Source organism: Paraburkholderia sp. J12 (assembly GCF_905220215.1).
Classification (GTDB): Bacteria; Pseudomonadota; Gammaproteobacteria; order Burkholderiales; family Burkholderiaceae; genus Paraburkholderia.
Genome location: NZ_CAJMZC010000009.1, coordinates 47349 through 62346, shown reverse-complemented (window position 1 = coordinate 62346; position 14998 = coordinate 47349). Strand labels below are relative to the sequence as shown.

Sequence of the window (14998 nt, the reverse complement as noted above, 5' to 3'; positions counted from 1 at the left end):
ACCGGGTCGTAAAGCCGGTAGCGCCGCCGTTCGAAAATCGGGCTGAATATGGCATGGAGGGAACGCTTCGTGCGCAGTCCTGATGCCCTTACGGTCGCATTGCCGCGAGGCGCGCGTCAACGCTTCGAACCCCACGTTGGCCATTCGGACAAGAAGGTCGGACAACCCGTGCGGCGGCGTACGGATCTGGCCGTTCGGCCGATGTCAGGCGACGCGCTTCCTGCGATAATCTGTCTCCGAATATCACTCACGAAGCTGCTCCAGCATGGCCCGAACGTCTGCCCGACATCCCGATGAATCGCCTGCGTCGCAGCGCGCGGCGTGGCTGCGCGCCGAACTCGAACGCGCGAATCACGCCTACTACGTGCTCGACCAGCCGGACCTGCCCGACGCGGAGTACGACCGGCTGTTCAAGGAGCTGCAGCAGCTCGAAGCCGATCATCCGGAACTCGTCACGCCCGACTCGCCCACGCAGCGCGTGGGCGGCGAAGTCGCGGGCGGCTTCGAGCCGGTGGTCCACGACGTGCCGATGCTCTCGCTCAACAACGGCTTTGCGGACGAAGACATCGTCGCGTTCGACAAGCGCGTGGCCGATGCGTTAGGCAAGACGGACGTCGAATACGCGTGCGAGCTCAAGTTCGACGGCCTCGCCATTTCGCTGCGTTATGTCGATGGCGTGTTCGTGCAGGCCTCCACGCGCGGCGATGGCACGACGGGCGAAAACGTCACGGAAAACGTCCGCACGATCCGTTCGCTGCCGCTGCGCCTGAAGGGCAACCGGGTGCCTCGCGTGATCGACGTGCGCGGCGAGGTGCTGATGTTCCGCCGCGACTTCGAACGCATGAACGAGCGTCAGCGCGAAGCGGGACACAAGGAGTTTGCGAACCCGCGCAACGCGGCGGCCGGCAGCCTGCGCCAGCTCGACCCGAAGATCACTGCGCAGCGGCCGCTGTCGTTCTTTGCCTATGGCATCGGCGTGCTGGAAGGCGAGCCCATGCCGGCTACCCACAGCGAACTGCTGGACTGGTATGTCGAGCTCGGGTTGCCCGTGAACAGCGAGCGTGCCGTGGTGACGGGTGCCGAGGGCCTGCTCGCGTTTTTCCGTGCGGTGGGCGAGAAGCGCGATGGCCTGCCGTACGACATCGACGGTGTGGTGTACAAGGTCAATCGCCGCGACGAGCAGGACGCGCTCGGCTTCGTTTCGCGTGCGCCGCGCTTCGCGCTCGCGCACAAGTTTCCGGCGCAGGAAGCACTCACGAAGCTGCTCGCCATCGACGTTCAGGTTGGGCGCACCGGCGCCATTACGCCGGTCGCGCGTCTCGAACCCGTGTTCGTGGGCGGCGCCACGGTGACGAACGCCACGCTGCACAACGAGGACGAAGTGCGGCGCAAGGACATCCGCATCGGCGACACCGTGATCGTGCGCCGCGCGGGCGACGTGATCCCGGAAGTGGTGAGCGCGCTGATCGACCGGCGACCCGCCGACGCGGCCGAATTCGTGATGCCCACGCAATGCCCGGTTTGCGGCTCGCGCATCGAACGGTTGCCCGACGAAGCCATCGCGCGCTGCACCGGCGGCCTGTTCTGTCCGGCGCAGCGCAAGCAGGCGCTCTGGCACTTCGCCCAGCGGCGCGCGCTCGATATCGACGGCCTCGGCGAAAAGATCATCGACCAGCTTGTCGACCAGAACCTGGTGCGCACTCCGGCCGATCTCTTCAACCTCGGCTTCGGGACGCTGGCGGCGCTCGAGCGCATGGCCGACAAATCTGCGCAGAACCTGCTCGATGCGCTCGAAAAGGCCAAATCGACGACGCTCGCGCGCTTCATCTACGCGCTCGGCATCCGGCACGTCGGCGAATCGACGGCGAAGGATCTCGCGAAGCACTTCGGCTCGCTCGATCCGATCATGGATGCCTCGCAGGAGGAACTGCTCGAGGTGAACGACGTGGGTCCGATCGTGGCCGAATCGATACACCAGTTTTTTGCGGAGGCGCACAACCGCACGGTGATCGATCAACTGCGCGCGTCCGGCAAGGTCACATGGCCGGAGGGGCCGCCTGCGCCCAGGGCGCCGCAAGGCGTGCTGGCCGGCAAGACGGTGGTGCTCACCGGCACGTTGCCCACGCTCACGCGCGAGGAGGCGAAAGAGATGCTGGAAGCGGCCGGCGCGAAGGTGGCCGGCTCGGTCTCGAAGAAGACCGATTATGTGGTGGCGGGTGCCGACGCGGGCAGCAAGCTCGCGAAAGCCGAGGAACTCGGCGTGCCGGTGCTCGACGAAGATGGGTTGCGCAAGCTCCTGGAGGGGCAAACGACATGATTCGCGAAATTCTCAGAATGGGCGATCCGCGGCTGCTCAGCATTGCGAAGCCGGTCGATCACTTCGACACGCCCGAATTGCACACCCTGATCGCCGACATGTTCGACACGATGCATGCCGCGAACGGCGCGGGGCTCGCCGCGCCGCAGATCGGCGTGGACCTGCAGGTGGTGATCTTCGGCTTCGAGCACAACGAGCGCTATCCCGAAGCGCCCGCCGTGCCGCAGACGGTGCTGATCAATCCGGTCATCCATCCGCTCTCGCACGATATGGAAGAGGGCTGGGAAGGCTGTCTTTCGGTGCCCGGCATGCGCGGCGCCGTGAGCCGCTATTCGATGATCCGCTATACCGGCTTCGACCAGCACGGCACGCCCATCGACCGCGTGGCCGAGGGCTTTCATGCCCGCGTGGTGCAGCACGAATGCGACCATCTGATCGGCAAGCTCTATCCCATGCGGATTACCGACTTTTCGAAGTTCGGCTTCACCGAAGTGCTTTTTCCCGACCTCGATCCGAACAGCGACGATTGACGCGGTAGTCGCCAGCGCATGCGAAAACGGGAGCCAGCGGCTCCCGTTTTCATTGCTGCGGTGTGACCAGAGCGGACCAGAACGGCCGGCGCGATCAGAACGACTCATCGGGCGTGAGATAGCGCCACTGACCCTGCGGCAGCGCGCCCAGCAACACGCGGCCCATGCGCACGCGCTTCAGGCCCACGACCTTCAGGCCGACCAGCTCGCACATGCGGCGGATCTGTCGCTTCTTGCCTTCGCGCAGGATGAAGCGCAGCTGCTCGCCGTTTTGCCAGCTCACCATCGCGGGCTTGAGCGGCACGTCGTCGAGCGAGAGGCCGTGGCGCAGCTTCGCGAGCAGTTCGGCGGGGAACTGCTGGTCGACTTCGGTTTCGTGCTCGCCGTAAGTCACGCGCACGAGATACTCCTTGTCGATGTCGGATTGCTCGCCGATCAACTGCTTGGCGACGCGGCCGTCCTGGGTCAGCACCAGCAGACCTGTGGAGTCGATGTCGAGACGGCCCGCCGGCGCGAGCGTGCGCAGGTGCAACGGCGAAAAGCGCAGGCCTGAGCGGTCGCCTTCCCACTGGTTTTCCGCCGTGACGAGCGTGGCTGCCGGCGCGTAGCCGTCTTCGGCCTGGCCCGAGACGTAGCCCACCGGCTTGTGCAGCAGGATCGTTACCTGACGCGCCTGGGCCGCGCGCGCTGCGGGGTCGATCTCGATGCGCTGGTCGGGCGTGACTTTCGAGCCGAGCGTATCGATGCGTTCGCCGTCGACGAAGACCCAACCCTTCTCGATCCACTCGTCGGCCTCGCGGCGCGAGCACAGGCCCAGTTCGGACATGCGCTTCGACAGGCGCAAGGAGCCGGCTGCGTCGTCCTCGTGGCGGCGCGGCGCCGGTTCCGCCGATACCGGTTCGTGCGCGCGCGTGTCCGGCTTTACGCGTGTTCCGATCTTGCGCGCCGGGGCGTCGTCCGTTTTGCGAGGCGAACGGGGGCGCGATGCGTCGCCACCGGGCGCGTCGGCGGTGCGGCGGCGTGCCGGAGCGGCATCGCGGTCGCCGTAGGTGGCCTTCGCCGGCCGTGCGTAGTTGCGCTCTTCGCCCGCGGGGCGCCGGCCCGGCCGGGTGTCGCTGCGCTCGCCCCGGTCGCCGCGATCGCCCTCGTAGCGCGAACGGCGGTCATCAGTCTTGCCGAATTCCTTGCGTGGACCCGTGCCGGTCGTCTTGCGGTCGGCGTACGGACGCTTGCGATCGTCGGCGTCCTCGCTGCGCGGACGAGCGGGGCGTCGTTCGTCGCCATAACCTTCCGCGCGGGGGCGAGCAGGGCGTCGTTCGCCGTCGTAGCCGGCCGTGCGGGCATGGGCCGGGCGGCGGTCGTCGCCGCTCGGGGTGCGCTCACGCGGGGGGCGTCGTTCGTCGCGACCGCCTTCGGCGCGCGAACGCGGCGGGCGGCGCTCGTCGTCGGCACCTGCGGGGCGGGGGCGAGCCGGACGGCTGTCGTCGCCGTAGCTCTTGCGCGGGGCGCGTGCCGGCCGATCGTCGTCGCGCGCCCACGTGCGGGCCTGGCGCGGTGCCTCGCCGTCGCGGCCCGGAGCAGGGCGGCGGCGCTCGCCGGTCCGGTCGTCGCCGGGCCGCGGTGAGCGGGTGCCAGCCGGTCGCGCCCGATCCCCGGCAGCCGCGCCGGGTTTGCCGTAAGGCTTCGTCGAAGCCGGCCGTGCGGGGCGGTCGCCTTGCGGCGCGCGCGCCGCCATGGATTTCGCGCCCGTGCGTTCGGACGATCGCGCGGTGCCTTGCGCACCGGCGGGCTTGGCGCCCCTGGGCGCGGGCGCAGCCGGGGCGGCCGGCCGCACGGGCTTGCGCGCGGTCGTGGTCCCGCGGCGGACGGGGGCGCGCTCCGGCGTGGTCGGTCGCGGGTGTTTGGCGGTGAGTCGGGCTCGAGTGGACATGGTTATTTCACACAGCTATCGCGCGCAGCAATTCGGTTTCGACGCGGATTTGCTGGCGGTTGTCGGACAGGCCGGTGCCGTCGAGCAGAAACACGTCTTCGACGCGCTCGCCGAGCGTATTGATCCGCGCCGCATGGACGCCGACCCGGTGCTCGGCTAGCACGCGCGCGATGGAATAAAGAAGGCCCGGCCGGTCGTTGGCCGACACGGACAGGATGTAGTACTGACCACGCTCGTCGGCCCGCAGGTCCACGCGCGGCGTGACCGGGAACGTGCGCGAGAGGCGCGACAGACGGCCCTTCGCCGGTTCGGGCAGCGGGCTGTCGGTGGCGGTGAGGCGCGCCGCGAGTTCCTGTTCGACGAGGTTCGCGATGTCGCGGTAATGCACGTCGCCCTCGGTATGGGCGACGATGAAATTGTCGAGGGCGTAGCCGTGGCGCGTCGTGCTCACGCGGGCGTCGAGCACCGACAGGCCGCTGCGGTCGAAGTAGGCGCACATCGTCGCGAAAAGATCGGGACGATCCTTCGCATAAACGAGCACCTGCAACGCTTCGCCGATGGGCGACGGACGCGCCCTCACGACCGGCGTCGGGGTCTGCACGTGGCGGTAGAGCACGCGCGTCTGCCAGGCAATATCGGCGGCGTCGTGGCGCAGGAAATAGCCCACGTCGAGCTGGTTCCACAGCGCGTCGTGCGCGTTTTCCGGCACCGTTTCGAGGCGCAGCAGCGCGATAGCTTCTTCCTGGCGGGTCTTGAGTTCGGAATGCGTATCGGGCCGTGCGCCGCCCAGCACCGCCAGCGTCGAGCGGTAAAGATCCTCGAGCAGCTTGCCTTTCCAGTTGTTCCACACCTTCGGGCTCGTGCCGCGGATATCGGCGACCGTCAGCAGATAGAGCGCTGTCAGACGCCGCTCGGAGCCCGCCAGATCGGCGAAGCGCTTGATGACCTCGGGGTCGCTCGTGTCCTGCTTCTGCGCGACCTGGCTCATCGTCAGGTGATGCTGGACGAGCCAGACCACGAGCGCTGCGTCGTCGCCCTCGATGCCGTGCTCGCGGCAAAAGCGCCGCGCGTCGGCCATGCCGAGTTCCGAGTGGTCGCCGCCGCGCCCCTTGGCGATGTCGTGGAAGAGGGCGGCGACGTAAAGCACCCAGGGGCGTTCGAAGTTCGCGATCAACTGGCTGCAGAACGGGTATTCGTGCGCATGCTCGGCTACCGCAAAACGGCGTATGTTGCGCAGCACCATCAGGATGTGCTGGTCGACCGTGTAGACGTGGTAAAGGTCGTGCTGCATCTGCCCGACGATGCGCCGGAAGTTCAGCAGATAGCGGCCCAGCACGCTCGTCTGGTTCATGAGCCGCAGCGCGTGCGTGATGCCGGCCGGCTGCTTCAGGATCTCCATGAACAGACGCCGGTTCTCCGGATCGCGCCGCCAGTGCAGGTTCATCTTGTCGCGCGCGTTGTAGAGCGCGCGCAGCGTGCGCGCCGAGAGGCCCTTCACGCCCTGGACCTGCTCGTAGAGCAGGAAGGCTTCGAGGATCGCGTGCGGTTCGCGCTCGAATACGTCGTCGCTCGCGATCTCGATCATGCCCTGCTTTTCGACGAAATGATCGGAAAGCACGCGCGTGACGCCGCTCGTGCTCGGGAAGAGCTGCGCCTCGATGTTCTGGATCAGGATCGTCGCGAGTTGCGTGACCGCCTTCGCCGCCCAGTAGTAGCGGCGCATGAGCTGCTCGCTCGCACGGCGCGCCGCCGTCGCCTTGAAGCCGAAGCTTTCGGCCACGGCCGTCTGCAGGTCGAAGACGAGAATGTCCTGGCGGCGCCCCGCAATCACGTGCAGGCGCGCGCGCAGCGTCTTGAGAAATGCTTCGTTGCGACGCAGCTCGCGCGCTTCGCGCCCGGTGATGAGCCCGCGCTCCTCGAGCTCGCGCCAGCTGCTGCCGAACCCGGCGGCCTCGGTGATCCACAGGATCAGCTGCAGATCGCGCAGCCCGCCCGGGCTTTCCTTGACGTTGGGCTCGAGCGCGTAGGGCGTGTCCTGGAACTTGGCGTGGCGCTGGCGCATTTCCAGCACCTTCGCCTGGAAGAACGCGCGCGGGTCCATCGCGTCGCGATAGCGCTGCGTGAAGTCGGCCAGGAGGCTCGCGCTGCCCGTGATACGGCGCGCTTCGAGCAGCGACGTCCGCACGGTGACATCGTTAGCCGATTCTTCGAGGCACTGCGACACGCTGCGCACGCTGCTGCCGATTTCGAGCCCGAGATCCCACGCGAGCCCGATGAAACGCTCGATGCGCGCTTCGAGCGGGGCCAGCGGCTCGCTGTCGGGCAGCAGCACGAGGATATCGACGTCGGAATAGGGCGCGAGCTCGCCGCGCCCAAACCCGCCCACGGCGACGAGCGCGATCGAAGGCGGCAGTTCGCAGGCATGCCAGGCGCGGCGCAGCGTCTCGTCGGTGACGCGGCCGAGGGCGCGCATCAGCGTATCGACGTTGGTCGCGGCGCGAAAGCGCTCGAGCAGCTGGGCCTTGGCGGCCTTGTAGTCGGATTTCAGCGACGACGTATCGGTGACGGCGACGGCGGGAACGCTCATGGGCTCGGGTAATCCGTGCGCGGGTTGGAAATCGGCCGGCCGAGACGCCGCTCGGGCCGGATCTGCCGGTTCGCCGCCGAGGCCGGGCGGCCAGCCGCATGCATCGGGGCATGCGCCGGGTTATGCGCTGGATGATGCGTTTTCGCGGGCGCGGACGGTGACCGCCTTCGATCCGGGCTGCGCGCTTGCCTTGTTGCATTTACAACGGGATTGTCTCGCGGCCGCAGCGCCCTTGCCAGGGGACGAAATACCGCTTGGGCCCTCGGGAGTGCGGCGGCCCGGCGGCCGTTTCGGGAGATCCCGCTTTACGGGCCCCAGCCGGGCCGCTCAGCCTGCTCAGGCTGCCGTGCCCGCCGCTTGCGCGACGATGGCCGGCTTCGCCGGCGTGCCGGCGGAGACGGTCAGCACTTCATAGCCGGTCTCGGTGACGAGCACCGTGTGCTCCCACTGGGCCGAGAGGCTGCGGTCCTTGGTCTTGACCGTCCACTGGTCCGGCATCGTGCGGATCTCGCGGCGGCCGGCGTTGATCATCGGCTCGACCGTGAACATCATGCCGGGCAGGAGTTCGATGCCCGTGCCGGGGCGGCCGTAGTGCAGCACCTGCGGATCCTCGTGGAAAACCGTGCCGATGCCATGGCCGCAGTACTCGCGCACGACGCTGTAGCCCTGGGCTTCGGCATAACGCTGGATGGCGTAGCCGATGTCGCCCAGATGGGCGCCGGGGCGCACCTGGTCGATGCCGAGCCACATGCACTCGTACGTCGTCTGGACGAGGCGCTTCACGAGGATCGAGCCTTCGCCCACGATGAACATGCGGCTCGTGTCGCCGAAGTAGCCGTCCTTGATGACGGTGATGTCGATGTTGAGCGCGTCGCCGTTCTTGAGCGCCTTTTCGCCAGGAATACCGTGACAGATCACGTCGTTGACCGAAATGCAGGTGGCCTTCGGGTACGGCGGATAGCCGGGCGGCTGGTAGTTCAGCGGCGCGGGGACCGTGCCCTGCACGTTGGTCATGTATTCGTGGCACAGGCGGTCGAGCTCGCCCGTCGTGATGCCCGCGGCGACGTGGGGCGTGATGTAGTCGAGCACCTCGCTCGCCAGCCGGCAGGCGACGCGCATCTGCGCGATGTCGTGTTCGTTCTTGATCGAGACGGTCATAATGTTATTAACCCCTTGATTTTAAAGGGTTTGGTGTCTGGTTTGGTGCCCGCAGGGAGCGTTTTGCCGCCAGTTTTCCACCAATTAATACGGTAAGGGCGAGGGTAGAGGTATCCGCGATGGAAGCCGTTACCCCAAATGAAAATGGGCCGCTGTACGCTTCGCGACCCATCTATCCGCCTAAGATTTCGATATTGTACGCCGATCAGGCGGGTTTGGCCCCGCCCTGGGGCGAAGCTTCGGGGAACCAGGACTGCAGGCATTCCTGCGATATGCGAGGGCTAGACCATGTGCGACCAAAACACAGCAGACAAAGGCGAAGCGCACCACGATCGTGTTGCAAAGAACTGCAACTGCTTTACACATCTTGCGTTTCTGAATTGGCGAGCTTCAAAGCCCAGCAGTGGAACTCCGCAAACTACGCGCTTCTGCTCTACGCCGCCCTCGTGACGATTGCTGCGTTCGCCGGCAAGCCTTCGGTCTGTGAGAAGTACGTATTGTGCGGCCTGGCGGTGCTGACTCTGGCTTTTGGCGTTGTTGTCATCAAAGGCCTTGACGATGCAATCGAACTGCGGCGTGACCGCCAAACGCGGATACGAAAGCACTTTACGCGGGAGTTCGATGAAGCGCGTGGAGACGCCCGGGAGTGGAAGAGTTTTGGCTGGCTTTTCTACCCGGTGCTGGCGGTGGGCTGCGGTGTAACGATCGTGCTCATCGTTGGGTGGTTTCCTCTTTTGCATGCGAGTGGTTCATAGGGGCAGAACACCGCGCGCCGGTGCGCATTGCACGCTATGTGGATCGTCGCCGTGCGCGTGAGTGGCAGGCTCCAGTTTCACGATTGCACAGGTTACGTTTCAAGGAGTAGACCTTCCCCTGCTTGCAGCAGGCCGAGAATGCTTACCCATCCCCGAGGGTAATAGCTGGCTTGAGCGAGCCGCATTCCGCGTGCTATAATCATCGGCTAAGTCGATCCCTGTATTCTTTCAAAACTTGGAGGAATCGGCGGGTTGGCGGTGCGCTCGTTGCTGTCGCGGGCGCAGGTAGTAAAGAAAAAGTGCAGGAAAGCAGCAATACCGGAAGCGGATGAATTTCCGGTAGCGACAGTGCAGTAAAGGCAGTGCAGTAAAAATACGCAGCAGATGGTCAGACCACACAGCGTATCAGATTTGACTCGCGAGCCGGCGCATCCAGGGTGTCGCGCGTGCCAGACCCTTTCGTCAGGAAAGGAGGGCGCGAGCGATGCGGCAGCCGGCTTCAGACCCAACCCTCACGGAGAATTAAACATGGCAGTTACCATGCGCCAGATGCTGGAAGCCGGTGTCCACTTCGGTCACCAGACGCGCTTCTGGAACCCCAAGATGGCCCCGTTCATCTTCGGTCATCGCAACAAGATTCACATCATCAACCTCGAAAAGACGCTGCCGATGTACAACGACGCACTGAAGTACGTGCGTCAGCTGGCATCGAACCGCGGCACGGTCCTGTTCGTCGGCACGAAGCGTCAATCGCGCGACACGATCGCCGAAGAGGCAAACCGCGCCGGCATGCCGTTCGTGAACGCGCGCTGGCTCGGCGGCATGCTGACCAACTTCAAGACGCTGAAGGTTTCGATCAAGCGCCTGAAGGACATGGAAGCAGCCGTCGAAGCGGGTGAGCTCGAAAAGATGAGCAAGAAGGAAGCGCTCCTGTTCGAACGCGAAATCGCCAAGCTGCAAAAGTCGATCGGCGGCGTGAAGGACATGGGCGGCATTCCGGACGCGATCTTCGTGGTCGACGTCGGCTACCACAAGATTGCCGTGACGGAAGCCAACAAGCTGGGCATCCCCGTCATCGCCGTGGTCGATACGAACCACTCGCCGGAAGGCATCGACTACGTCATCCCGGGTAACGACGACGCCAGCAAGGCTGTCGCGCTGTACACGCAAGGCGTGGCCGACGCGATCCTCGAAGGCCGTGCGAACGCGGTCAACGACGTGGTTGTCGCCGCGCGCGGCAACGACGGCGACGACGAGTTCGTCGAGGTCAATTCGGAGGCGTAAGCTGCCCCGTGTCCGGCAAGAAAAGGGGGCTTTCCATAGGCCCCTTTTTTTTAAGCCGCGACTTTCGGCCGCCCCGGCGCGATGTGTGCGATGTGCGCGCGATTGGCATCATGTTTCGCGTCATGTTCGTGTCATAGGGGCGGCACAGCGAGACTGTAAAAAAGCGTGTCTCGTGGAAACGAATTCCTGCCGGCCGCATCGAATGGCGGTCGGCGTGTACCAGACAGACTCAAGGAGCGAATGATGGCGGCAATTACCGCAAGCATGGTGGCAGAACTGCGCGCGAAAACCGACGCGCCGATGATGGAATGCAAGAAGGCGCTGACGGAAGCCGACGGCGACATGGCGCGCGCCGAAGAGCTGCTGCGCGTGAAGCTCGGCAACAAGGCGAGCAAGGCAGCCTCGCGCGTCACGGCTGAAGGCGTGATCGCTTCGTTCGTCGGCGGCAACGCCGGCGCCGTGGTCGAGCTGAACTGCGAAACCGACTTCGTCGCGAAGAACGACGACTTCCTCGCTTTCGCGAACAAGGTGGCCGAGCTGGTCGCCACGCAAAACCCGGCTGACGTCGCGGCCCTCTCGGCGCTGCCGCTGGACGGCTCGACGGTCGACGCGGTGCGTCTCGCACTCGTTGGCAAGATCGGCGAAAACCTGTCGATCCGCCGCTTCTCGCGTTTCGAAACCTCGAACAAGCTCGCTTCGTACCTCCACGGCACGCGCATCGGCGTGCTGGTCGAGTACACGGGCGCGGAAGAGCAGGTCGGCAAGGACGTGGCGATGCACATCGCCGCAATGAAGCCGGTCTCGCTCTCGTCGGACGACGTGCCGGCCGACCTGATCGCCAAGGAGCGCAGCATCGCCGAGCAGAAGGCCGCCGAATCGGGCAAGCCGGCCGAGATCGTCGCGAAGATGGTCGACGGTTCGGTCCAGAAGTACCTGAAGGAAGTCTCGCTGCTGAACCAGACGTTCGTGAAGAACGACAAGCAGACGATCGAGCAGATGCTGAAGGCCGCCGGTTCGTCGGTCCAGAAGTTCACGCTGTTCGTGGTCGGCGAAGGCATCGAGAAGCGCCAGGACGATTTCGCCGCCGAAGTGGCCGCGCAAGTCGCTGCTGCAAAGCAGCAATAAGGTCCGCGCGCGTTCTACGCGAAAGTACGGCAGCAGCAGCCGTACCCGCAGCAGTTGCAGTACCAGCAGCATTGCAGTAACCGCGGCGAAGCGTTTTCGCCGCGGCGGGCAGCGTAGCGGCACCTCAATGGCACCTGAGCGCGAGCCAGCCCTCGCCGCGTGAGGTGGCGCTTCCGGCGCCGTCATTTCTGACGGTGCTTGCCCGAAGCCGTATTTCACCCCTACAGTTTCAAGTTATTGCCTTTCCGCGCGATCTGGATACCCCATGCCCACACCCGCCTATAAACGTGTCCTGCTCAAACTCTCCGGTGAAGCCCTGATGGGCGACGATGCCTTCGGCATCAATCGCGCCACCATCGAACGAATGGTGGCTGACGTGGCCGAGGTGGTGCGGCTCGGCACGCAGCTCGCGGTGGTGATCGGCGGCGGCAACATTTTCCGCGGCGTCGCGGGCGGCGCGGCCGGCATGGACCGCGCGACCGCCGACTACATGGGCATGCTCGCCACGATGATGAACGCGCTCGCGCTGCAGGACGCCATGCGTCACGCCGGCATCGAGGCGCGCGTGCAGTCGGCGCTGCGCATGGACCAGGTGGTCGAGCCGTACATCCGCCCCCGCGCAATTCGCCAGCTGGAAGAAGGCAAGGTCGTGATCTTCGCGGCCGGCACGGGCAACCCGTTCTTCACGACCGACACGGCCGCCGCGCTGCGCGGCTCGGAAGTGGGCGCGGAAGTCGTGCTGAAGGCGACCAAGGTCGACGGCGTCTATTCGGCGGACCCCAAGAAGGATCCGACGGCCACCCGCTACTCGACGATCAGCTTCGACGAGGCGATCGGCCGTAACCTGCAGGTCATGGACGCGACGGCGTTCGCGCTGTGCCGCGACCAGAAGCTGCCGATCCGCGTTTTCTCGATCGTCAAGCCGGGCGCGCTCAAGCGCATCGTTCAGGGCGAAGACGAAGGTACGCTCGTCCACGTGTAAACTCTCGTCGTACGAGAGGCTCGAATGCGGGCCTCGCGGCTCCCGGGGCACCCCCGGGGTGACCGCGGGCTTGTACCGTCTAGAAGTTTCGGAGGTTTCAAAATGGCTGTGGCTGACATCAAGAAGGGCGCTGAGCAGAAGATGCAGCGCTCGATCGAAGCGTTCAAGGGCGATCTGGCCAAGATCCGCACGGGCCGGGCGCATACCGGTCTGCTCGATCACATCCAGGTCGATTATTACGGCTCGCCCGTGCCCATCTCGCAGGTCGCGAACCTGACGCTCGTCGATGCGCGCACGATCGGCGTCCAGCCGTGGGAAAAGAAGATGGTCCAGGTCGTCGAAAAGGCGATCCGCGAGTCGGATCTGGGTCTGAACCCGGCCACGCACGGCGACCTGATCCGCGTGCCGATGCCCGCGCTGACCGAAGAGCGCCGCAAGGAGCTCACCAAGGTCGTCAAGAGCGAAGGCGAAACGGCCAAGGTGGCCGTGCGCAACCTGCGCCGCGACGCCAACGAGCAGCTCAAGAAACTCGTGAAGGACAAGGAAATCTCGGAAGACGACGAGCGCCGCGCGGGCGACGACGTCCAGAAGCTGACCGACCGCTTCGTGACCGAGATCGACAAGCTCGTCCAGACCAAGGAAGCGGAAATCATGACGGTCTGAGGCCGCAAGGCTCTCAGTCCCGCCAGGGTTTCCTTCCTTATTGCAGTTTGAGTCCGACGGCCATGACCTATACCAGCTCAACCGTTCGCGTGCCCGACGTGGCGGCCGTGCCGCGCCACATCGCGATCATCATGGACGGCAACGGCCGTTGGGCGACGCAGCGCCGCTTGCCGCGCGTCGCGGGGCATACGCGCGGCGTCGACGCCGTGCGTTCGGTCGTCGAAGCCTGCGTCGAGCGCGGCGTCGAGTACCTGACGCTGTTCGCGTTCAGCTCCGAGAACTGGCGCCGTCCGACCGACGAAGTCTCGTTCCTGATGCGCCTCTTCGTCACGGCGCTCGAGCGCGAGGTCGGGCGTCTGCATGCGAACGGCATTCGTCTGCGCGTCGTGGGCGATCTCTCGATGTTCAACGAGCGCATCCAGGACCTGATCCGCCGCGCCGAAACCAAGACGGCGCGCAACACGCGTCTCACGCTCACGATCGCCGCGAATTACGGCGGCCGCTGGGACATCATGCAGGCCACCCGCAAGCTGGTGGAGGAGAGTGCCCGCGCCGGCGAGCCGGTAGCGGTGACCGAGGATACGCTCGGCCAGCACCTCGCCATGGCGTATGCGCCGGAGCCCGATCTCTTCATTCGCACGGGCGGGGAGCAGCGCGTCAGCAATTTCCTGCTGTGGCAGCTCGCTTACGCCGAATTCTATTTCACCGATACGTACTGGCCGGACTTCGATGCCGCCGCACTCGGCCGCGCGATCGATTCTTATGCCGAACGCGAACGCCGCTTCGGCCGCACGAGCGCCCAGCTCGACACCCAAAACCAATCCCAGAACGCCGACTCGCTTTCATGCTAAAGACCCGTGTCATCACGGCGATCGTCCTGCTGGCCGTCTTCCTGCCGGTCACGCTGTTCGCGCCGGTGGCGGCGTTCGGCGCCCTGATCGGCGTCGTCGTGGTGTTCGCCGCGTGGGAGTGGGCGCGCCTCCTGAAGGCCGGTTCGACCGGCTCCATCGTCTATGCCGCGATCGCGGCGGCGGCGGTGGCGCTTTCCACGCGACTCGACGCGCCGCGTCCGCTTTTTCAGGCCGCCGGTATTTTCTGGATCGTGGCCGGCCCGTACGTGCTGCTGCGCAAGCCCGTGCTCGCCGCGGGTGCCTGGCGCACCTTCCTGCTGGTCGCGGGCCTCGTGATTTTCGCCGCCTGCTGGCATGCGCTCGTCGCGGCGCGCACGGCGGGCGTGGCGTTCGTGCTGTCGCTGCTCCTTGTCGTCTGGCTGGCCGATATCGGCGCATACTTTGCCGGTAAGGCCTTCGGGCGCCACAAGCTTGCGCCCGCCATCAGCCCGGGCAAGACCTGGGAGGGCGCGGTGGGCGGCTGGGCCGCCGTGATGGCGGTGTCGGTGGCCGCGATCGCGCTGCACGCGTTCGAGCCGACGCTGTATTCCGCGCTGGCGGCCGCCCTTGGCGTCGGCCGCGCGCTCTTCGTGCTTTCCGTGCTGGTCGCGTTCAGCGTGGTAGGCGACTTGTTCGAGTCGATGCTGAAGCGCCAGGCCGGCGTGAAGGATTCGAGCGGCCTTTTGCCGGGCCACGGCGGGGTGCTCGACCGCATCGACGCGCTACTGCCTGTGCTGCCGCTCGCCATGCTGCTGCTTGGCTAACGGCCGGCTTAGA

General features: G+C 65.8%; 12 protein-coding genes. 9 read left to right on the top strand and 3 right to left on the bottom strand.

Features of this window, described 5'->3' with window-relative positions; genetic code table 11:
• Positions 1-265 precede the first annotated feature (265 nt).
• Positions 266-2317, top strand: a complete 2052-nt coding sequence (ligA, locus tag U5760_RS19555) for an NAD-dependent DNA ligase LigA (RefSeq protein WP_322013942.1) — start codon at positions 266-268, stop codon at positions 2315-2317.
• Positions 2314-2847, top strand: a complete 534-nt coding sequence (gene def, locus U5760_RS19550) for a peptide deformylase (protein ID WP_322013941.1) — start codon at positions 2314-2316, stop codon at positions 2845-2847. Before ligA ends, def begins: the two co-directional genes overlap by 4 nt.
• Before the next feature lie 94 nt (positions 2848-2941).
• Here the strand turns inward: def and U5760_RS19545 are convergent, their stop codons facing one another.
• The 3 genes from U5760_RS19545 to map all read right to left on the bottom strand — a co-directional run bounded on the left by U5760_RS19545 (position 2942) and on the right by map (position 8522).
• The gene (locus U5760_RS19545; protein WP_322013940.1) at positions 2942-4777 is read right to left on the bottom strand and encodes a pseudouridine synthase; all 1836 of its coding nucleotides are present in this window, start codon (positions 4775-4777) and stop codon (positions 2942-2944) included.
• Positions 4778-4784: 7 nt separating this feature from the next.
• A complete protein-coding gene (locus U5760_RS19540) occupies positions 4785-7364 on the bottom strand; it encodes a [protein-PII] uridylyltransferase (protein WP_322013939.1) in 2580 nt (859 codons plus the stop codon).
• Positions 7365-7700: 336 nt separating this feature from the next.
• The gene (gene map / locus U5760_RS19535) at positions 7701-8522 is read right to left on the bottom strand and encodes a type I methionyl aminopeptidase (protein ID WP_322013938.1); all 822 of its coding nucleotides are present in this window, start codon (positions 8520-8522) and stop codon (positions 7701-7703) included.
• A 380-nt stretch (positions 8523-8902) separates the two neighbouring features.
• On the opposite strand from map, the gene U5760_RS19530 reads away from it, so the two are divergent.
• The 7 genes from U5760_RS19530 (at position 8903) to U5760_RS19500 (ending at position 14985) form a co-directional block, all read left to right on the top strand.
• Positions 8903-9277, top strand: a complete 375-nt coding sequence (locus U5760_RS19530) for a hypothetical protein (protein ID WP_322013937.1) — start codon at positions 8903-8905, stop codon at positions 9275-9277.
• 528 nt (positions 9278-9805) lie between these two features.
• Positions 9806-10561, top strand: coding sequence for a 30S ribosomal protein S2 (gene rpsB / locus U5760_RS19525; protein WP_322013936.1), 756 nt, complete (start codon positions 9806-9808; stop codon positions 10559-10561).
• Positions 10562-10804: 243 nt separating this feature from the next.
• Positions 10805-11686, top strand: coding sequence for a translation elongation factor Ts (gene tsf, locus U5760_RS19520; RefSeq protein WP_322013935.1), 882 nt, complete (start codon positions 10805-10807; stop codon positions 11684-11686).
• Between the two features lie 265 nt (positions 11687-11951).
• Complete coding sequence (gene pyrH / locus U5760_RS19515) at positions 11952-12668, top strand: UMP kinase (RefSeq protein ID WP_028229252.1); 717 nt, start codon at positions 11952-11954, stop codon at positions 12666-12668.
• A gap of 102 nt (positions 12669-12770) precedes the next feature.
• Positions 12771-13331 carry a ribosome recycling factor gene (gene frr / locus U5760_RS19510; protein WP_322013934.1) on the top strand — a complete coding sequence of 187 codons (561 nt, stop codon included), beginning with the start codon at positions 12771-12773 and terminating at the stop codon, positions 13329-13331.
• Between the two features lie 62 nt (positions 13332-13393).
• A complete protein-coding gene (gene uppS, locus U5760_RS19505) occupies positions 13394-14182 on the top strand; it encodes a polyprenyl diphosphate synthase (protein WP_322013933.1) in 789 nt (262 codons plus the stop codon).
• Positions 14176-14985: a phosphatidate cytidylyltransferase gene (locus tag U5760_RS19500; RefSeq protein WP_322013932.1), complete on the top strand. Its 810-nt coding sequence runs from the start codon at positions 14176-14178 to the stop codon at positions 14983-14985. The genes uppS and U5760_RS19500 overlap by 7 nt, the downstream gene beginning before the upstream one ends.
• The last annotated feature ends 13 nt before the right edge of the window (positions 14986-14998 follow it).